The sequence below is a fragment of the Streptomyces sp. SM18 genome, assembly GCF_002910775.2.
GTDB classification, from domain to species: domain Bacteria; phylum Actinomycetota; class Actinomycetes; order Streptomycetales; family Streptomycetaceae; genus Streptomyces; species Streptomyces halstedii.
The window spans coordinates 2,272,114-2,291,276 of sequence record NZ_CP029342.1 but is presented as its reverse complement, the minus strand read 5'-3'; the positions used below and the strand labels follow the sequence as shown (position 1 = coordinate 2,291,276).

General features: G+C 73.6%; 13 protein-coding genes and 1 tRNA gene. 7 read left to right on the top strand and 7 right to left on the bottom strand.

From position 1 onward, the window contains the following. Nucleotides 1-240: 240 nt before the first annotated feature. The 3 genes from B9S64_RS10190 to B9S64_RS10185 form a co-directional block, all read right to left on the bottom strand. Nucleotides 241-1,446, bottom strand: coding sequence for a helix-turn-helix domain-containing protein (locus B9S64_RS10190; protein WP_103492970.1), 1,206 nt, complete (start codon nt 1,444-1,446; stop codon nt 241-243). A 93-nt stretch (nt 1,447-1,539) separates the two neighbouring features. Continuing rightward, nucleotides 1,540-1,695, bottom strand: coding sequence for a hypothetical protein (locus B9S64_RS34420; RefSeq protein WP_157841237.1), 156 nt, complete (start codon nt 1,693-1,695; stop codon nt 1,540-1,542). An 81-nt stretch (nt 1,696-1,776) separates the two neighbouring features. Beyond that, nucleotides 1,777-1,849 (bottom strand) — tRNA-Arg (locus B9S64_RS10185). A gap of 342 nt (nt 1,850-2,191) precedes the next feature. On the opposite strand from B9S64_RS10185, the gene B9S64_RS10180 reads away from it, so the two are divergent. From B9S64_RS10180 to B9S64_RS10150, 7 genes are all read left to right on the top strand, one after another. Next, on the top strand, nt 2,192-3,835 hold the full coding sequence (locus B9S64_RS10180; RefSeq protein WP_103492968.1) for a dynamin family protein: 1,644 nt from the start codon (nt 2,192-2,194) through the stop codon (nt 3,833-3,835). Next, nucleotides 3,832-6,030, top strand: a complete 2,199-nt coding sequence (locus B9S64_RS10175; protein ID WP_109492026.1) for a GTPase — start codon at nt 3,832-3,834, stop codon at nt 6,028-6,030. The genes B9S64_RS10180 and B9S64_RS10175 overlap by 4 nt, the downstream gene beginning before the upstream one ends. Nucleotides 6,031-6,127: 97 nt before the next feature. After that, a complete protein-coding gene (locus B9S64_RS10170) occupies nt 6,128-6,553 on the top strand; it encodes a single-stranded DNA-binding protein (protein ID WP_103492239.1) in 426 nt (141 codons plus the stop codon). A gap of 232 nt (nt 6,554-6,785) precedes the next feature. After that, entirely contained in the window at nt 6,786-8,276 is a 1,491-nt protein-coding gene (locus tag B9S64_RS10165; protein WP_103492238.1) for a Cys-Gln thioester bond-forming surface protein, read from the top strand. A 366-nt stretch (nt 8,277-8,642) separates the two neighbouring features. Continuing rightward, the gene (gene ettA, locus B9S64_RS10160; RefSeq protein ID WP_103492237.1) at nt 8,643-10,307 is read left to right on the top strand and encodes an energy-dependent translational throttle protein EttA; all 1,665 of its coding nucleotides are present in this window, start codon (nt 8,643-8,645) and stop codon (nt 10,305-10,307) included. A 2-nt stretch (nt 10,308-10,309) separates the two neighbouring features. Further along, nucleotides 10,310-10,732 (top strand): thioesterase family protein, encoded by a 423-nt coding sequence (locus tag B9S64_RS10155; protein ID WP_028439661.1) that lies wholly within the window; start codon nt 10,310-10,312, stop codon nt 10,730-10,732. Next, nucleotides 10,729-11,418: a hypothetical protein gene (locus B9S64_RS10150; protein WP_103492236.1), complete on the top strand. Its 690-nt coding sequence runs from the start codon at nt 10,729-10,731 to the stop codon at nt 11,416-11,418. Before B9S64_RS10155 ends, B9S64_RS10150 begins: the two co-directional genes overlap by 4 nt. Nucleotides 11,419-11,472: 54 nt before the next feature. On the opposite strand, the gene B9S64_RS10145 is transcribed toward B9S64_RS10150, so the two are convergent. The 4 genes from B9S64_RS10145 to B9S64_RS10130 form a co-directional block, all read right to left on the bottom strand. Beyond that, the gene (locus B9S64_RS10145; protein ID WP_103492235.1) at nt 11,473-12,468 is read right to left on the bottom strand and encodes an ABC transporter ATP-binding protein; all 996 of its coding nucleotides are present in this window, start codon (nt 12,466-12,468) and stop codon (nt 11,473-11,475) included. Then, on the bottom strand, nt 12,465-15,236 hold the full coding sequence (locus B9S64_RS10140) for an FtsX-like permease family protein (protein ID WP_103492234.1): 2,772 nt from the start codon (nt 15,234-15,236) through the stop codon (nt 12,465-12,467). The genes B9S64_RS10145 and B9S64_RS10140 overlap by 4 nt, the downstream gene beginning before the upstream one ends. 1 nt (nt 15,237) lies before the next feature. Continuing rightward, on the bottom strand, nt 15,238-18,540 hold the full coding sequence (locus B9S64_RS10135; RefSeq protein ID WP_109492025.1) for an ABC transporter permease: 3,303 nt from the start codon (nt 18,538-18,540) through the stop codon (nt 15,238-15,240). A 151-nt stretch (nt 18,541-18,691) separates the two neighbouring features. Continuing rightward, nucleotides 18,692-19,096 (bottom strand): globin, encoded by a 405-nt coding sequence (locus B9S64_RS10130; protein WP_103488652.1) that lies wholly within the window; start codon nt 19,094-19,096, stop codon nt 18,692-18,694. Nucleotides 19,097-19,163: the final 67 nt, after the last annotated feature.

The window sequence follows — 19,163 nt, the reverse complement described above, 5'->3', positions numbered from 1 at the left end:
TCGGCAACGGCCGGGATGGGAGCGGGGCTCGCCAGGCGCGACCCAGGCGCTTGGCGGTGATGCGGGCCACGCCTGCTCGGCAGGTGGCGCAGGCGTAGGTGTGTCCGATCCACGTCTGATATGCCGCCTCGGCGCCGCGCTCATGGGGATCACGCTAGGTGTTCGCGCCGTCACAACCCAGGGACGTGCCCCACCAGTCAAGCAGTCCGGTGCCGTTGAGGTAGGACGTGGCGTCCTACCTCACAGAGCCGGATCCACCCCCAGCCGTGACGCCAGGCCCCGCAGCGTGCTGTTCCGGCGGCGCTCCGCCTCAAGCATCTCCCGCACCGTCGCCGCGGCCCCTGTCTGAAAGCGGATCCACTCCGGCTGATCGGCCTCCACCTCCAGGAGCAACTCCAGCGCGCCCGCGTTGTCGCCGGTCTGGTAGCGGGCCTGCGCCACGTCCACTCGGTACGAGGCAGAGTGCACCGGGCGGCTGATGCTGCCCAGGTCGACAGCGGCCGCAGCCGTCAGGGCCACATCAGGCCGGCCCTCGGTCCCGGCGAGTGCCACGTTCACCTGCTGTGTCCGCACGTCGGCCGGGCTGAACACGGTGCCGTAGGCGCGAACAGGGCCGGACTGGACGGCGGCCGACTCGGCGAGCCTGAGCAGCTGCATCGCGTCGTCGTGGTGGTCGGCCCGCGCCGCCGGCGTCGCGGCCGCGATGAGCAGATTCCCGTAGACGGCGAGCTGGTCAGCGGTGGCGCGGCGGCGGGGCGGCTCCAGCGCGTCAGCCTTCCGCTCGGCGATGTCCCGGGCCTGCTCCCACCGGCCCTGCCGCAGGAGCACCCACGACAGAGTCGAGACCCCCATCCCTTCGAGCAGCGGGTCCGACGCCCGCGCGGCAGCGGCCAACTGCTTCTCCACCGCGGTGTACGCCCAGTCGGGGTGGCCGGACTGGGTCGAGAGAGACGCGGCCAGCTGGTAGGCGAGGGCGAGGTGGGTCCAGACGCTCTCGCTGTCGTGCAGGCGTGCCGCGGCGCGACCGTCACGCAGCAGGCCGGGGAGCGTAGCGGCGAGCTCGGAGTACCCGCCGGTCCAGTACGTTGCCGTGGAAGCCCGCACCTGCTGTGCCCACTCGGCCGGGCCGGGCGGGTCCTCAAGGCCGTCGTCGCCCGGGACTCCGGGGAGAGAGCCGGGGTCCTGGATCGCGTCACGCAGGGCGAGGAGGCCGCCGTCGTCGGCGAGTCGCCGGGTCACGGTGGGCTGCCCCACGAGGCGTTCGAGCTGGACGTCCAGCGCCCGGGCGAGACCTCGTAAGGTGTTGATCCGCGCGGACTCCCGCACGCCCTGCTCCAGCTTGCGGATGGTGTCGACGGACACCCCGCTGCGCCGGGCGAGTTCGTCTTGGGTGACGTCGCGGAACTCGCGCAGCGCACGAACGCGGTCGCCAATCGAAGTGTTCACGTGGACCCCCGCCGGCAGGTGTGGATCCACGGTACTCCGGGACGCGAAGGCGCCCCCCACGCCCGGCACGTGGCCGGACAGGGGTGTGGCCGTTCAGCGGATGAGGGCGATCACCCCGGCGGTGGCGCCGGCCACCCCGGGCCGGGTGCCGATCGTCGGCAGCGGCCGCCGGGCTCGCTCCGGAGCCCGCAGCCGCGCCTCGTGGCCGGCCGGACCGGCACGGAACACGCTGTCCACTGTCGTGGACATTCAAGACGTTTGGCGGAGAAGCGATGTGCATCGGGCCGGATGAAAGCCTCACCGGCGTTTCCGCGGGTGAGGCTGTGTGTGCGCCCCCGGCAGGACTCGAACCTGCGGCCAAGCGCTTAGAAGGCGCCTGCTCTATCCACTGAGCTACGGGGGCCGGTGTATAGGCCTCGACGGTCCCGGAAGGCGCTGGAACAAGCCATCCGTGACCTTGCCGGGACAAGGATAGGGCTCTTGGGACCCTGTCCCGGTTGCTTCACCTGCGTGGCACGATGTGGAGGTTCGGTGAAGCGAACCGATAATCGCAGGTGGGTGCGAATCGTGCATCGCTTTTCACGCCTCACGCCCCGGGTGTTGTGCACTCGTTATGCCTGCGCCCCACTCGTCCGCTCTGTCCCCCGGAGCGGATTCGCCGTCTCCTGGGGTGGATCCGCCGCGCAGAGAGGGCTATACGCTTCAAAAAGCCTCCAAAATTGGGCATTCTTCACATGTGGTAACCATGGATGTACGGCCCCAGCTCATCGACGCACTGACCGCCCTGCGCGACCGTGTCGCTGCCGTGCGTCTTCCCCTCCCGCTTCCCGGGGCCGAACGTGCCCGGCAGACGCGGGCCGAACTGCTCGCCCAGCTCGACGACTATCTCGTCCCCCGGCTCAAGGACCCCGAGGCCCCGCTGCTCGCCGTGATCGGCGGGTCCACCGGAGCGGGGAAGTCCACCCTCGTCAACTCGCTGGTGGGATGCGGGGTCAGTGAGGCGGGCGTGCTGCGCCCGACCACCCGTACGCCCGTGCTGGTCTGCCACCCCGACGACCACCACTGGTTCGCCGGGGTGCGGGTGCTGCCCCAGCTGACCCGGGTGTGGCTGCCCCCGGGGCGTACCCACGAACGGGACGCGTTCGACCACCCCGGGGCGGACAAGGAGCAGGACGGCACCGTGCTCCGGGTGGAGACGGCGGCGACGCTGCCCCGGGGGCTCGCGCTGCTGGACGCCCCGGACATCGACTCGCTCGTCGTACGGAACCGGGTCCTGGCCGCCCAGCTCATCTGCGCCGCCGACGTCTGGATCATGGTCACCACCGCGTCCCGGTACGCCGACGCCGTGCCCTGGCACATGCTGCGTACCGCCAAGGAGTACGACGCCTGCCTCGTCACCGTCCTGGACCGGGTCCCGCACCAGGTGATCGGCGAGGTGTCGCGGCAGTACGCGGCACTGCTCACCCGGGCGGGCCTCGGGGACGTGCCGCGCTTCACCATCCCGGAGCTCCCCGAGTCCGCCGGCGGCGGCCGGGGCCTGCTGCCCACCACCGCCGTGGCACCCCTGCGTGCCTGGCTCATCCACCGGGCGCAGGACCCGGCGGCCCGTCAGCAGGCGGTGGGACGCACCGCGTCCGGCGTCATCCACTCGCTCGACGCCCGGATGCCCGAACTGGCCGGAGCGGTCGCGGCGCAGTACGCGGCCGCCGTACGGCTGACCGGGGGCGTCGAGGAGGCGTACGGGGCGGAGTCGGAGCGGGTACGGCGGCGGCTGGCGAACGGCGCGGTGCTCGCCGGGGCCGCGCGCACCCGGTGGCGTGGCTATCCGCTCTACAGCACCGCCGGTGAACTGCTGGACGCCCTGGTGGAGAGCCTGGCGGCCCTGCTCCAGTGCGCGGTCGCCGCCGCCGACGAACAGATCCGCACCCGCTGGCAGCGCGACCCCGCCGCCGGGAACTTCCGCTACGGGCACGCCGGGCGGGAGGCCGGGGGGTGGGGGCCCGTCGAGGACGTCCAGGGCCGCATCGCCGTGACCGTACGGCGGTGGCGGCGCGTCCTGGAAGAACTGGCCGAGGAGGAGGCGCGGCTGCTGGAACGCAACGCCGCGCCGGACGCCGAGACGGTGGCGGCCCTGCTGGCCGCCGCCCTGCTCGGCGGGCGCCGCGCGCGGGGCGCCGGGGAGCAGCTCGCCGAACGGATCGGCGCCCAGGGCGCGCTACGGCTCCGCGACAAGGGCGGGGCCCTGCTCACCGACTGCCTGGACCAGGTCCTGCACGGTGAACGCGACCGGAGACTCGCCCCGCTGGACGCGCTGGAAGTCGCACCGGAACCCCAGGCGGAACTGATCGCCGCACTGTCCGTCATGAAGAAGGAGAGGAGCCGGCGATGACCGCCGTCACCGACCAGGACCAGGAGCAGGACAGGGGCCGCGACCACGGCCAGGGCGGCGACGCCGAGCCGGCGAGGGCGCGGGAGGGCGCGGAACGGCACTGGGACGACGGGCTCATCGCACGGCGCGCCGCCGCCGTCGTACGCGTGGCCGGGGACGGGGTGCGGCCGCCGGACGACGACGTACGGCCTCAGGTCGAGGCGTACGGGCTCCAGACCGGCCCCCTGCGGCCGAGACTGGACGCCCTGCGGGAACTGGTCGGACTGTCCCGGGCCCGGCTCGACGGGGACACGCTCACCGAGGCGGGCCGGGTGCTGGACGAGGCGTCGGCCCGGCAGCGGCTCTCCTCACGGCACACGGTCGTCGCCATCGCCGGGGCCACCGGCAGCGGGAAGTCCACCCTGTTCAACACCCTGGCCTGCTCGCAGATCAGCGAGACGGGGCTGCGCCGGCCGACCACGTCCGCGCCGATCGCGTGCAGTTGGACCGACGGCGCGGCCGGGCTGCTGGACCGGCTGGCCATCCCCGGCCGGCTGCGGCGGCGCCCCGTACTGGGCGGCGCGCGGGCCGACGAACCGCTGCAGGGGCTGGTCCTGGTGGACCTGCCCGACCACGACTCGGCGGCGACCGGGCACCGGGACGAGGTGGACCGGGTGCTGGCGCTGGTCGACGCGGTGATCTGGGTCGTGGACCCGGAGAAGTACGCCGACGCGGCCCTGCACGAGCGCTATCTGCGGCCGCTCGCCGGCCACGCCGAGGTCACCTTCGTCGTCCTCAACCAGATCGACCGGCTTCCCGGGGAGGCCGCGGACCTCGTCCTGGACGACCTGCGCCGGCTGCTCGACGAGGACGGCGTGGCGGTGGGGGAGCACGGCGACCCCGGAGCCACCGTCATGGCCCTGTCGGCGCTCACCGGAGAAGGGGTCGCGGACCTGCGGGAACTCCTCGGCCGGTTCGTCCAGGACCGTACTGCGGCGGCGCGCAGGCTCTCCGCCGACGTGGACGCCGCCGCCGCGAGGCTACGGCCGGTGTACGTCGCCGAGGGGCGCCCCGGACTCGGCGAGCGGGCCCGCGACGCGTTCACCGACCGGCTGGCAGACGCCGTGGGCGCCACGGCGGCGGGGCAGGCGGCGGAGCGCGAGTGGCGCAGGAACGCCGGACGGGCCTGCGGGACACCGTGGCTGCGGCTGTGGCGCTGGTACGAGTCCACCCGGCAGCTCGGCGGGGGCCTGGACCTGATGGCCCAGGTGCTCGCGCCGCCCGAGGAGGAGCTGACGGCCCGGCAGCGGGTGGAACAGGCGGTGCGCAAGCTCGCGGACGACGCGGTCGAGGGGCTGCCCGCGCCATGGGCGCAGGCGGTGCGCGAGACGGCGGTGAACGGGGCGAAGGGGCTGCCCGAGGCTCTGGACGAGCTGTCGCGGAAGGCCCAGGCGGGCGCGCGGGCCGCCGGGGGCAAGGAGCGCACGGCGGACGGGGACGGGGCCGGGACGGGCTCTGCGAACGCGACCGGGACCGCGACCGGGACCGGGAAGGGGAAGGGGCGGGGGAGCGGTGCGGAGGGCGGTTCCGTACGGGCGCGCCCCGGATCCGGGCCGGGAGGGGCGGGGACGTCGGGCGGGCCGGAGGCAACGGAGGGGCCGGATGCGTCGGACGCCTCGATTGCCTCGGTCGTGTCAGGGGCTGTGGGGGCTGCCGGGTCCGGGGGGACCGCGGGGGCGGCGGGGGCGCGGGCGGTGGCTCCGGCCGGGAAGCGAGGTACCGGGGCGGCGGCCGGGCAGGTCAAGGCCCTCAGGCCCGCGGTGGGCGCGCTCGGCGGCCGCGCCGCCAAGCCGCCGCGGCCCGGCTGGTGGCCGGCCGCCGTGCTGGTGCAGGCGTCCATGACCCTGCTCCAGATCTTCGGCGGGCTGTGGCTGCTCGGCCAGATCGTCGGGGTACTCGAACCCGGCCTGATCATCCCCGCCCTGCTCATGCTGGCCGGAGTCGTCGGCGGGCCGCTGGTGGAGTGGTCGTGCGCGGCCGCCGCCCGTGGGCCCGCGCGACGGTACGGGCAGGAGGCCGAACGGCGGCTGCGGGACGCGGCCGCCGCGTGCGGCAGGGCCAGGGTCCTCGACCCGGTCGCCGCGGAACTGGCGCGCTACCGCGAGGTACGGGAGCGGTACGTGACGGTGACGGAGTTCTCCACAACCGGCCGGTAGTCCACAGGCCCCGGCGGGATCCACGACCTTCGTCCAGCATGGAGAACACGGACGGCGGCGGTCGGCGCGGCCGAAGGGACAGGACCGGGGGACGGGCATGAACGAGACGATGGTGACGCTGGTGGGCAACGCGGCCACGGCGGTGGACTACCGGGAGACGGCGACGGGCCCGATGGCCCGCTTCCGGATGGCGGTGACGCCCCGGCGGTGGGACCGGGGGAAACAGGAGTGGGCGGACGGCCACACCAGCTTCTACACCGTGTGGGCCTGGCGGACCCTGGCCTCCAACCTGGCCGGATCGGTCTCGGTGGGAGAACCGCTGGTGGTGCACGGCCGGTTGAAGGTGCGCGAGGAGGAACGCGACGGCGGGCGGAGGACGTCCGTGGACATCGAGGCCGTGGCGGTGGGCCACGACCTGACCAGGGGCACGGCGGCCTTCCGCAGGGTCCTCCGCGCGGACCCGGCCCTGACCGAACCGACGCGCCGTCAGGAACCCGCCACCGTACTGGCGTCGGTGTCCTGAACAAGTGCGGCGCGCGGGCGGGCTATAACGATTCCGAGTCGGAATGGTTATCTGATGGCTGGATGGGGGACTCTCCTCCGCTTGATCCATACGATTCCTCAGTACTCATGCGGCACTTGAGTTTGCTGGCGAGGCACCTCCCACACGCGCACCATGTGCGTGCAGGTCTCGCCCGGAGGGGAATTCTGTGTTTTCAGCGTCTTCAGCATCCACTCCGTCGTCGCCCAAGGCGATGACGGAGCACTCCATACAGGCCCGGACCGGAGGTCGCCGGCACGGCCAGGAGCCAGGCCGGGGCGGGCGGGGTCGTGGCCTCGCCCGGGTCGGTGCCACGGTGCTCGCCTCGGGTCTGGTCGCGGCCGGCACGCTCGTCGGCGCGACGGCGGCGGCGGCCGACGATGTCACCCAGCACCAGGGTGGTGCGGTCGCGGTGCTGGACGGTCTGAAGACCTACGGCATCGCGCAGCTCAACAACGGCAAGGGCAAGCCCCAGGACCTTCCGGCCGGGCTGTTCGAGATGAACGTCGACGGCGGCGGCACGCTGAAGACGTACTGCATCGACATCCACAACCCCACGCAGGACCGCGCGAAGTACCTGGAGACCCCCTGGGACCAGTCCTCGCTCGGCGCCAACGACGACGCGGGCAAGATCCGCTGGATCCTCCAGCACTCCTACCCGCAGGTCGACGACCTGGCCGGGCTGGCCGCCAAGGCCGGGACCGGACCGCTGACCGAAAAGACCGCCGCCGCCGGTACCCAGGTCGCCATCTGGCGCTTCTCGGACAAGGCCGACGTCACGGCCAAGGACAAGAACGCCGAGAAGCTCGCCGACTGGCTCCAGGAGAACGCGGCGAACGTCGCGGAGCCCAAGGCCTCTGTGGCGCTCTCCCCCGCCGCGGTCTCCGGCAAGGCCGGTGAGCAGCTGGGTCCGATCACCGTCCACACCGACGCCGGCCAGGTCTCGGTGGCGCCGCCCGCCGACGCCGCCGCCAGCGGTGTCCAGGTCACCGACAAGGACGGCAAGGCCGTCACCCAGGCCACCAACGGCAGCGAGCTCTACTTCGCCGTGCCCGAGGACGCCGCCGACGGCTCCGCCTCGCTCTCCGTCCAGGCCTCGACCTCCGTGCCCGTGGGCCGGGTCTTCGCCGGGCTGACCAAGAGCCAGACGATGATCCTCGCCGGTTCCAGCGAGTCCACCGTCACCGCGACGGCGACCGCGACCTGGGCGAAGAAGGGCGCCGTTCCGGCGGTCACCGCGGAGAAGAACTGCGCCAAGGGCGGCGTGGACATCACCGCGAGCAACAGCGGCGACGAGGCGTTCACCTTCGAGCTCGCCGGTACCGAGCACACCGTCGCCGCGGGTGAGACCAGCACGGTGACCATCCCGGTCGGCGAGGACGAGGCCTACGACTTCACGATCACCGGCCCCGGTGGTTTCAAGAAGAACTTCAAGGGCGTCCTGGACTGCGAGACCGCCGGTACCCCCGCACCGGGTGACGGTGACGGAACCGACACCCAGACCGGTGCCAGCCCGTCGCCCGTCGCCTCCACCGGCACCGGCACCGACAACGGTGGCACGACCGGCACGGACGGCGACCTCGCCGCCACCGGTGGCTCCAGCGCCACCCCGATCATCGCGGGCGTCGCGATCGCCCTCGTCGTCGTCGGCGGCGGCGCGGTCTTCATGCTCCGCCGCAAGAAGCCGCAGATCAGCGGTGAGTGAATGAGTCAGTGACCGCCGGCGCCTCGTGGGAGTGCGCCGGTGACGGGCCCGGTACGGACATCCGTACCGGGCCCTGTCGCGTTCCGGCTCCCCGGCCTCCTCCGGCCCCCCGGCCCCCCGGCAACCTGGCCTCCGGCTCCCGGCGGCCGGCGGGTGCGGGTGTCCCGGACCGTCCCGGACCGTCCGGGACCATTCCGGACCCTTCCAGAGCGTTCCGGACCGTTCCGGGTGGTCCCGGACCGGTCCCGGGCGTCCCGTGGGGTGGGACATCCGGTACCGGGGACCGAACGGGTTTCCTTCCGGGCGCGGACGTCAGGCAAGATGGGTGTATCTGCCCACACCTCTATTGCTGCCGGACGGTTTCTCTTGGCTGAGTACATCTACACCATGCGCAAGACGCGCAAAGCGCACGGCGACAAGGTGATTCTCGATGACGTCAATCTGAACTTCCTGCCCGGCGCGAAGATCGGTGTCGTGGGGCCCAACGGCGCCGGTAAGTCCACGGTGCTGAAGATCATGGCGGGCCTGGAGCAGCCGTCCAACGGCGACGCGTTCCTGTCGCCCGGCTTCAGCGTCGGCATCCTCATGCAGGAGCCGGAGCTCGACGAGAACAAGACCGTCCTGGAGAACGTCCAGGACGGTGCCGCCGAGACCATGGGCAAGCTCAAGCGCTTCAACGAGGTCGCCGAGCTGATGGCGACGGACTACTCCGACGCGCTCATGGACGAGATGGGCAAGCTCCAGGAGGACCTGGACCACGCCAACGCCTGGGACCTGGACGCCCAGCTGGAGCAGGCCATGGACGCCCTGGGCTGCCCGCCCGGCGACTGGCCCGTCGTCAACCTCTCCGGTGGCGAGAAGCGCCGGGTTGCGCTCTGCAAGCTGCTCATCGAGGCCCCGGACCTGCTCCTCCTCGACGAGCCCACCAACCACCTCGACGCCGAGTCGGTGAACTGGCTGGAGCAGCACCTCTCGAAGTACGCGGGCGCCGTCGTCGCCGTCACGCACGACCGGTACTTCCTGAACAACGTCGCCGAGTGGATCCTCGAACTCGACCGCGGCCGCGCCCTGCCCTACGAGGGCAACTACTCCACCTACCTCGACAAGAAGGCCACCCGCCTCAAGGTCGAGGGCCGCAAGGACGAGAAGCGCGCCAAGCGGCTCAAGGAAGAGCTGGAGTGGGTCCGCTCCAACGCCAAGGGCCGGCAGACCAAGTCCAAGGCACGTCTCGCCCGTTACGAGGAGATGGCGGCCGAGGCGGACAAGATGCGGAAGCTGGACTTCGAGGAGATCCAGATCCCGCCGGGCCCGCGGCTCGGTTCCATCGTCGTCGAGGTCGAGCACCTCTCCAAGGCCTTCGGCGACAAGGTCCTCATCGACGACCTCTCGTTCACGCTGCCGCGCAACGGCATCGTCGGCGTCATCGGTCCGAACGGCGCGGGCAAGACCACGCTGTTCAAGATGCTCCAGGGCCTGGAGACGCCGGACTCCGGTTCCATCAAGGTCGGCGACACCGTCAAGATCTCCTACGTGGACCAGTCCCGCGCCAACATCGACCCCAAGAAGACCCTCTGGGCCGTCGTGTCGGACGAGCTGGACTACATCAACGTCGGCCAGGTCGAGATGCCCTCGCGGGCGTACGTCTCCGCGTTCGGCTTCAAGGGCCCGGACCAGCAGAAGCCGGCCGGGGTCCTCTCCGGCGGTGAGCGCAACCGCCTGAACCTGGCGCTGACGCTGAAGGAGGGCGGCAACCTGCTGCTCCTCGACGAGCCCACCAACGACCTCGACGTCGAGACGCTCTCCTCGCTGGAGAACGCCCTGCTCGAGTTCCCCGGTGCCGCCGTGGTCATCTCCCACGACCGCTGGTTCCTGGACCGCGTCGCCACGCACATCCTGGCGTACGAGGGCGACTCCACGTGGTACTGGTTCGAGGGCAACTTCGAGTCGTACGAGAAGAACAAGGTGGAGCGCCTGGGCGCGGACGCGGCCCGGCCGCACCGTGCCACGTACAAGAAGCTCACGCGAGGCTGACCGTGGCACGTCACCTCTACAGCTGCCCGCTGCGCTGGTCGGACATGGATGCCTTCGGCCACGTGAACAACGTGGTCTTCCTCCGTTACCTGGAGGAGGCGCGCATCGACTTCATGTTCCGGCTGGCGCCGGGGGACGGTTCGCCGTCCTTCGCGGGCGGGTCCGTCGTGGCCCGGCACGAGATCGACTACGTGCGTCCGCTGGTTCACCGGCACGCCCCGGTGACCGTCGAGTCCTGGGTCACGAAGATCGGCGCCGCGTCACTGACGATCGCCTACGAGATCAAGGACCCCGAGCAGGTCTACGTACGGGCCTCGACGATCGTCGTGCCGTACGACCTGGCGGCGGAGCGGCCCCGGCGGATCACCGCCGAGGAGAAGCTCTTCCTCCAGGAGTACCTGGATCAGGAGCCCGCTGCCGTATGACGGTGCCCGTACGGTCGCTGGGGTTTGCCGACACGAGGGAGGCGGCCGATCTCGCCGCGTTCCTCGGCCGGCTGCTCCACTACGACCGGGCCGCCGCCGTCCGCCTCCAGGCGGGCGGCGGCGCGCTCGCGGTGTTCGGCAGGCCGCCGTCGTTCGAGGTCCTCGCGATCCGTACGGCACGGTTGTCCGGCAGCCACACGTTCGATGTCACCGTCTCCGCCGGTGAACTCCTCGAAGCGCTCGACCCGCAGGGCGGCGACGGACCGGCGGCCGATCTGCCCGGCCCCGTCACCGGCCCGCCGTGGACCGGGGTGCTGCCTCCGCGCGGCGGCTGGCGGCCCACCGACGGGCTGCCGTCCCCCGTCGATCTGGATGCCGCGCTGGCCGACGCCGTCGCCGAGTTCCGGGCGCGGGACGCGGCCCTGCCCGAGGAGCGGCGCACCCGGGCGGAGCGCGATCTGATCGGGCACGACATCTGGTCCCGCACCCTCGGCTCCACCGAGCTCCCGCTGCGTGCCGCGCACGCCGCCCAGTGCCTGGGCTTCCTGCGCGCGGCACCCGACTTCCCGGTCGCCCTGCTCACGGCCGGTGCGTGGCTGCGGCTGCGCACCCCGTTCGGCTCGGTGGCCCTCAGGGGCGCCGGCGGCGGGCTCGGCGCGCTCGCGGTGACCGTCCAGCGGGCCTGAGCCCCGAGCGGTCCGAAGGACCTGAGCCCCGAGCGGTCCGAAGGGCCTGAGCGCCTACGGTTGCTCCGGCGCGTCCGGCTTCTGCGAGGTCTCCCGCTGCTCCGGCGCGTCCGGCCACACCCCGATGTGGTCCCGTTCCAGCTCCAGCATCACCCGGTGCTCCATGCCCAGCGCCTCGGTGTAGTCGGCCGGCAGTTGCAGCCGTCCCGCCCGGTCGAGCATCGCGTACTCCCGGGCCACCTGGGACTCCTGGCCCGTCGCCGCGTCCACCTCGGTGTGCCGCAGCACCTCGGAGGAGGTCCGGCCGTCGCGGATCGCCACCGTACGGCGTACCTCGCTGGCCACCGCCTGGTCGTGGGTCACGATCACGATCGTGGTGCCCAGCTCGTCGTTGGCCCGGCGGAACGCGGCGAAGACCTGCTCCCCGGTGGCCGAGTCCAGCTCACCGGTCGGCTCGTCCGCCAGCAGGACCGAGGGGTTGTTGGCCAGTGCCACCGCGATCGCGACCCGCTGCTGCTGGCCGCCGGACATCTGCGCCGGGCGGCGGTCCCGGCAGTCCTCGACCTCCAGCATCCGCAGCAACGACTCGGCCCGCGCCGCCCGTTCACGGGCCCGGCCGCCTCCGCGCAACTGCATCGGAAGGGTGATGTTCTGGGCGGCCGTCAGGTACGACAGCAGATTGCGGGCGGTCTGCTGCCACACGAACCCGACCACGTCACGGCGGTAGCGCAGCCGCTCCTTGGCCCCCATCGCCAGCAGGTCGCGGCCCGCCACCTTCGCCGACCCCGCCGTGGGCACGTCGAGCCCCGCCAGGATGTTCATCAGGGTGGACTTCCCGCTGCCCGAAGCGCCGACCAGCGCCATCAACTCGCCCTCGGTGACGAGCAGGTCGAGCCCCTGGAGGGCCTGCACCTCCACCCCGTCCAGGGAGAAGATGCGGACCAGCCGGTCGCAGGCGATCAGGGCGTCGTGGCCGTACGAGGGGCGGTCGCGGCGTGCGGCGGCCCGCTGTTCGAGCTCCGCCAGGGTGGTCTCGGTCGACGACGTCATCGGGTGTCTCCTGCCCTGAGTTCCTTGATCGAGCCCCGGCGGCTCGCCCACCATGCCTGTACGCCCGCCACGGCGGCGGTGAGGAGGACCACGCCGAGCGCCGGGAGGACCAGCGAGACGGCGTCCGTCCGCAGGGTGGCGGAGCCCTGTGCCGCCGTGCCGCCGCCGGTCAGCGCCAGCGCCGCCAGGTCCACACCGGGTGCCAGCAGGGCGATCGTCGCCCAGCCGACGAGGAGGCCGCCCCCCGCCGCCAGGAGCGCCTGCGGCATCGCCTCGTACGCGAGGAGCCTGCGGCCCTGCCGGGTGGTGAGCCCCATGGTGCGCAGCCGGGCCAGCAGGGTGGTGCGCTCCGGCGCGGACTGGAGCAGGGACAGCAGCACGGCCAGCAGCGCGTAACCGGCGCCCGCCGCGACCGCGGCCGTGTAGATCTGCCCGGCACCGGACTGGAGCGGGCTGTCCACCAGCGTCGCCCGTTCCTCCGACCACAGCCGCACGGCGAATCCGGGGCCCGCCTCGGCCGCCGCGGCCCGCAGCCCCTTCGCGTCCGGTGAGGCTCCGCCGACCAGCAGGGTCGTGGGGTCGGACACGGCGAGGCCCGACGCGTCGACCACCAGGAAGTCGGGGGAGTCCACCGCCGAGGTGCGCGCCCGGACGGCGACCACCTCCACCTGGATCTCCCCGCCCGGCCACCTGACGGTGTGCGTGCCCCCGCCGAGCCGCTCGGCCACCGACGGCGAGGCGAGGGCCGGCAGCACCGTGCCCTTCTCCCCGCCTGCCTTCAGCTCTCCGGCCGGGACGGAGGGGAGACCGCTCTCGCGGGCCAGCCGTGCATAGGGTTCCGGGTCGACGCCCAGCAGCGTCGCCCGCTTCGCGTCCGCCGTGCTGCCCGCGACGGGGTCCAGCACGACCCCGTACTCGACGCGGACGGGCTGTACCTCCCGCACCCCGTCCACCGCCCGCACCGCGCGGACGAGGGTGTCCGTCAGCGGGGTGGGGGCGCCCTCCCCGCTGATCCGGGCGTCCGCGCCCACCGCCCGCAGCGCCGCGTCGTCGCGGGCGTCGGCGATCCCGGCGAGCACCGAACCGCCGAACGCCGCCGTGGTCAGCGCGACCAGCAGGGCCAGCAGCGGCAGCATCCCGCTCGCCGACGACCGGCCGGCGCGGGCCAGCGCGAGGAAGCCGACCGCCCCGCGCAGCCGCGCCACCGACCGGGAGGCCAGCCGCAGCGGCAGCGGGTACAGCCGGACGAGGACCAGCGCGGCGATCAGCCCCACCAGGACCGGTGCGGCGCTGATCAGCGGGTCACCGGCGGAATCCGCCCCCGTGCCCCGGCGGCGCAGCGCGGCGACCGCCCCAACGGCCAGGACGAGCAGGGTGAGTTCGACGACCGTACGCCGCCGCGAGGGACGGGCGTCCATCACGTCGTCGCGGGCGCCGTGCAGCAGCGGTCTGCGGTGGTTCAGCGTCGTGCGGAGCGGCAGGACCAGGCAGACCAGGGCCGCGACCGAGGCGGCGCCCACGGCCGCGGGCCACCACCGGGCCTCACCGATCAGCAGGACCGCCACGAGGAGACCCAGGGCGGCGGCGGGAACCACGGCCACCGCGGTCTCGGCGAGCAGCCGGCCGCCGATCCCGGCCAGGGAGCCGCCACGGGAGCGCAGCAGGGCCAGCTCCCCGTGCCGGCGGGCGCCGATCAGCCCGCCCGTCATCAGCAGGACGACGGCGGCGACGGCACCGATCCCCACCGCGGCGACCGTGACGACCGGGCTGATCGCGGTGCGGACCGCCGTGTACGTGTCGAGTACGGCGTCCAGTCCGGTGGACACCGTGGTGGTCGGGCTCACCAGGTCGCGCACCTTGAGGAGTTCGGGCCCGCTCTTCAGCGAGGTGACGGCCGTCCGCAGCGCGGGCGCGTCGGCCGAGGTGAGGCCCGAGGCGTCCGGCGCGAGACGCCAGTACAGCTCGGGCTCCCCCGTCGTGGCCAGCAGGGCCGGCCCGGAGTCGGGGGCCAGCAGCAGTGTGGCCGCCCAGTAGAAGACCGGGTTCGAGGAGCCCGGGTCGGGGACCAGGGAGGGGGCGCGGTAGAGCGGATCGACGGACCAGTAGCCGCTCTCCGGCCGCAGCGGGGTGACGACGCCGGTGACGCGTACGGTCAGCGGCTTCCCGTTCTGGGTGGGCACCTCGATGGTGGATCCGGGCTTCATGCCCAGCTCGCGCGCCGTCTCCTCGGTGACGGCCGCCTCCACCTCACGGGTGTCGAGGGTCACCGTGCCGTGCGTCTCGGGCCAGCGGCCCGCGCTCAGTTCACCGTGCTCGGCCAGCGCCGACGGGACGGCGTAACGGAACTGCGGGGGGAGGGCGTTGGGGCGGGGCAGCCATGGCTCGTCCGCCACCACCGGCTTCGTGGTGTGCACGCCGAACGAGGACCGGGGCACATCGGCCCGTACCGGCTCGGGCAGCACCTTCACCAGGGAGCGGTAGCTGTCCGCCAGGAACTCCTCCCGCAGCGCCTTCTCCCGCGCCTCCCGCGGCAGCCCGAGCGACGGCGGCGGGGTGCTGACCTCCAGCACGCTCCGGGCCGGTGACGCGGAGCCGATGTCGTGGCGCAGCGCCTTCGTCTCGTACGCGTCCACGGCGCGCGGGAACGCGGCGGCGAGGAACGCCGTCAGGAACACCAGGAGCGCGAGGGCGACGGAGACGCCCGGGGCGGTACGCAGCCGGGTACGCACCCACGGGGCGCAGGCGGCCGGGATCTTGGTGGCGGTCATGTCAGTTGTCCCCCTGGTGGCGCAGCGACACCGCGGGATCGGCCCGGCGCAGCGTGAGCGCGGCCACGATCAGCAGCGGCAGCAGGGCGACCCCCGCCAGCAGTACGGCGATCCGCCCGGCCGGGAGCGTCACCAGCACGTCCGGCACCGGTCGGGCGGCCTGCCCGGTCAGGACGACGAGCGGTACGACGGCCCGGGTCAGCACCGCTCCCAGGGCCAGCCCGATCAGCACCCCCAGGGTGATCAGCACCCCTTGTTCGGCGGCGGTCATCCGGGCCAGCCCACGCCGTGAGGCACCCAGCGCCCGCAACACCGCGAACTCGGCCGCCCGTTCGCGCTGGGAGCCGACCAGCCCGACCGCGAAGCCGACCGCCGCGAGGGCCGCGGCGACCACGGCGACGGCCAGCAGCGCGGACTGCGGTCCGGCTCCCAGCGGGTCGTCCGCCAGCTCGCGCGCCGTCTCGTCCCGCACGAGGACCTGCGCGGGATCGACCCCCGGCAGCTCGCGCAGTTCCGCCGCCACCTTGGGCCCGTCGCCCGGCGCGGTGCTCAGCCACCACTCGGTGGGCACGAGCGTGGCCCCGGACCGGTGGGCCAGCACCTCGGACACGGCCCTGAGGTCCAGCAGCAGGCTCCCGCCGGGCCGTGTGGCGGGGCCGGCGGTCCCCGCCACGACCGTGCCGGCCGGACCGGTCGTGGGCAGATGCCGCACCGCCTTCACCAGGGTCACCCGGACCGTGTTCCCGGCCAGGGTGAGGTCGATCCGCTGTCCGGGCTTCGCCCCGGAGTACTCCAGATACGCGTCGGTGGCCACCGCCTTCAGCGCAGGGGCCTTCGCCCGCGCCGCGGTGATCCGGAGGGTGTCCGTCCGCTCGTCGGTATGGTCTTCGGGCGGAAGGGACCCGGTGGTGTACCGGAAGGAGGGCGCCGCGCCCGTACCGGAGAGCGTCACCGGTGTCTCACCGGCCCGTTCGCCGCCCCCCGACGTGACGGCCGTCGCCGCCCGCCAGCGCACGGCGTCCGAGGTCGGTACGGGCCGTTCGCCGTCGTCCGTGAGCGTCCTGAGCCCGGTCACCGACAGCAGCCGCGTCTCCGGGGTGCTCCCGGGGACGGCGCTGTCCAGCTCGAAGCCGGTGACGGCCGGTCCGTTCGCGGCGGAGACCGGGACGGACACCGGGTGCGGGCGGCCGTCCACCGGGATCTTGCCGGCGGCCACCCGGTAGCCGGTGCCGTACCGGTCCTCCAGCAGCACCGTCACCACCGGCGCCGCACCGGTCGCCGAGCGGCCGTCCGCGGCCGTGGCGTCGCGCAGCCGCACGTCGAACAGCAGCCGGGTGCTGTGCGCGGGCAGGACCACCCCGGCGCGCTCGCTCCTCGGCGGGGCGATCGCCTCGAACAGCTTCTCCGGTGAGGTGCCGGAGAGGTCCTCGCGCATCAGCATGTGCTCGCCCGCGTGGGCCGTGTCCAGGGCCAGCACGTCGGTCGTGCGGCCGCCGGAGATCTCCACCGCCGTACGGAACGCCGGAGCGGCGTCGCGTACCCCCGGCAGGTCCGTGTACTCCACCGCGTCGTCGCCGACCCCGGCCGTCACCCGCACCGACGCGCCCGACCGGAAGTCGGCCTGGTCGCTCTGCGAACGGTCCCACGACGCGGCCTGACCGATGGCCAGCATGCCCGTCGCCACCGCCAGTACCAGCAGCAGCACCGGGCCCGCGCCGCGCAGCGGGCGGCGGCTGAACTGCCAGCCCGCCAGCGCCGCGGACAGCCCCCGGCCACCCGCCGCACGGCGCTCCGCCAGCCGGGCCGCGGGCGGCAGCAGCCGCAGGGTGAGCACCGTGCCCGCCAGCAGCGCCAGCGCGGGGGCGGCCACCAGCAGCGGGTCGATGCCCAGGTCACCCCGCCGGTCACCGCTGAGCGCGCCGCTGCCGGACGTCCCGGTCTGCCGGTCCAGCTGCCAGTACGCCACCCCGGCGATCAGCAGCAGCCCGATGTCCGCGCCCGCGCGCACCGGCGTGGGCAGCGCCGCGGACCGGGCGCCCCGGCGCCCTCCGGCGCTCGCGGCGAGCGCCGGCGCCACCACGGCGAGCGCGCACGCCAGCGCCACGGCCACGGCCACCAGCCACACCGTGCCGCTCGCGCCGCCGTCGAGCCGCAGCCCGATCCGGGTGAGCCCGCCGTGCTCCGCGAGCAGCCGGGTCAGCGGGCCGGCGAGCAGCGGGGCGGCCACCGCGGCGGGCACCGCCAGCAGCAGCGCCTCGACGGCCGCCAGTGAGGCGATCCGGCCCCGTGAGGCGCCCCGCGCCCGCAGCAGTTCGGTCTCCCCGGCGCGCTCGCTGCTCAGCAGGCGGGCCACCAGCAGCAGCGCGTACCCGGCCAGCAGCACCAGCTGCACGGCGACGATCGCGATCGTGGAGCGGGACACCAGCAGGGCACGCTCGATCTGGTCGATGACGGTGGGCAGCGAGGTGTGGACCGTGGCCCCGTCACCGAGGGACGGGACCGCCTTCAACTCCTCCGGGGCGCGGGCCGACGCCTCCCGCAGGGCGCCGGTCCGGTCGGTGGTCAGCGTCCGGAAGTCTGCGGTGGCCAGCCAGGACCGGTCACCGGAGCTCAGCCGGTCCGCGCCGAACACCGCGGGATCGGTGAGCAGCGGACCGTACGTGGTGAAGTCGAGCGTGCGGGCGCCCCGCCCGGCGAGCGGGTCCAGCCGCCAGTAGGAGTCGGCCAGGTCCGCCGCCTCGTACAGGCCGGTGACCTCGATCCGCAGGGACGCCCCGCCCAGCCGGTCGGTGAGGGTCAGCCGGGCGCCCGGCCTCAGCTTCAGGACGTCGGCGGCGGCGCGGGGCAGCGCGACCGGCACCGGGTCCCCGTCCTTTCCGGCGCCCCCGGCGGGCAGCCGCCCGGCGGTCAGCCGGACCTGGCCGGGGTCCAGCGAGGCGAAGTGCGTGAGATCCGGTTCGCCTCGCCGGGCGGCCGGGGTCTGGAGCCCGCGCGGCAACGCGTACGGTCCCGAGCTCTCCAGCGTCCGCACGGTCACCGGCAGCCCGTCGAAGGCCGCGCCCGCGGCCCGGCGCACCGCCGCGTCCGCCTCGTCGCGCCGCTCCCGGTCCGTTCCGGCGGTGACGAACAGCGAGGCGGGTTCGGCGGACCGGTTGGTGAGGGTGTGCCGCAGGGCGGCGTCCCCCATGGAGCCCGAGAAGGCGGTGAGCGCCGCCAGCACGCTCGTGGTCAGGAGCACGGCCGACAAGGCGGCGGCGAGCAGGAGCCGGTGCGCCCGTACGCGCAGAAGGACGAACCCCGTCACCTGATCCCCCGAACCTCAGCAGTCCCACGCCCCCCGACGCTGTCAGGATGTTTTCAGAGGACACCGGCTTTGGAAACGGCTGGTGGACGTGGGTGATGGGATCGTGACCGTTATCCGGTGGCGGAGTACCGGATTCCGGGTGTGGACCGCGTCAGTCGGCGGTGTTGATCATCGACGCGGCGGCGTACGTGAGGTAGTCCCACAGCTTCCGGTCCTGCTCGGGGGAGAGGCCCAGCTCGTCCAGCGCCACCCGCATATGGCCGAGCCAGGCGTCGTGCGCCGCCCGGTCCACCCGGAACGGGACGTGCCGCATCCGCAGCCGCGGGTGGCCCCGGCGGTCGCTGTAGGTGCGCGGACCGCCCCAGTACTGCATCAGGAACAGGGCGAAGCGCTCCTCGGCCGGCCCCAGATCCTCTTCGGGGTACATCGGCCGCAGCAGCGGGTCGTCCGCGACGCCCTGGTAGAAGCGGTGGACCAGGCGCCGGAACGTCTCCTCGCCGCCGACCTGCTCGTAGAAGGTCTGCTCTTGAAGCGTGTCGCGCGGAATCTCTGTCACCCGTCCATGGTCGCAGACGCACCGGCCGAGTACGGAGGTCGTACGACCTTCCCGCACCCGGCCGGTG

Coding starts and splice junctions, on each gene's coding strand:
- B9S64_RS10165 (WP_103492238.1), top strand. CDS start 6,786: ATGACGGAGCACTCCATACAGGCCCGGACCGGAGGTCGCCGGCACGGC.
- B9S64_RS34420 (WP_157841237.1), bottom strand. CDS start 1,695: ATGTCCACGACAGTGGACAGCGTGTTCCGTGCCGGTCCGGCCGGCCAC.
- B9S64_RS10140 (WP_103492234.1), bottom strand. CDS start 15,236: ATGACCGCCACCAAGATCCCGGCCGCCTGCGCCCCGTGGGTGCGTACC.
- B9S64_RS10150 (WP_103492236.1), top strand. CDS start 10,729: ATGACGGTGCCCGTACGGTCGCTGGGGTTTGCCGACACGAGGGAGGCG.
- B9S64_RS10170 (WP_103492239.1), top strand. CDS start 6,128: ATGAACGAGACGATGGTGACGCTGGTGGGCAACGCGGCCACGGCGGTG.
- B9S64_RS10145 (WP_103492235.1), bottom strand. CDS start 12,468: ATGACGTCGTCGACCGAGACCACCCTGGCGGAGCTCGAACAGCGGGCC.
- B9S64_RS10175 (WP_109492026.1), top strand. CDS start 3,832: ATGACCGCCGTCACCGACCAGGACCAGGAGCAGGACAGGGGCCGCGAC.
- B9S64_RS10180 (WP_103492968.1), top strand. CDS start 2,192: ATGGATGTACGGCCCCAGCTCATCGACGCACTGACCGCCCTGCGCGAC.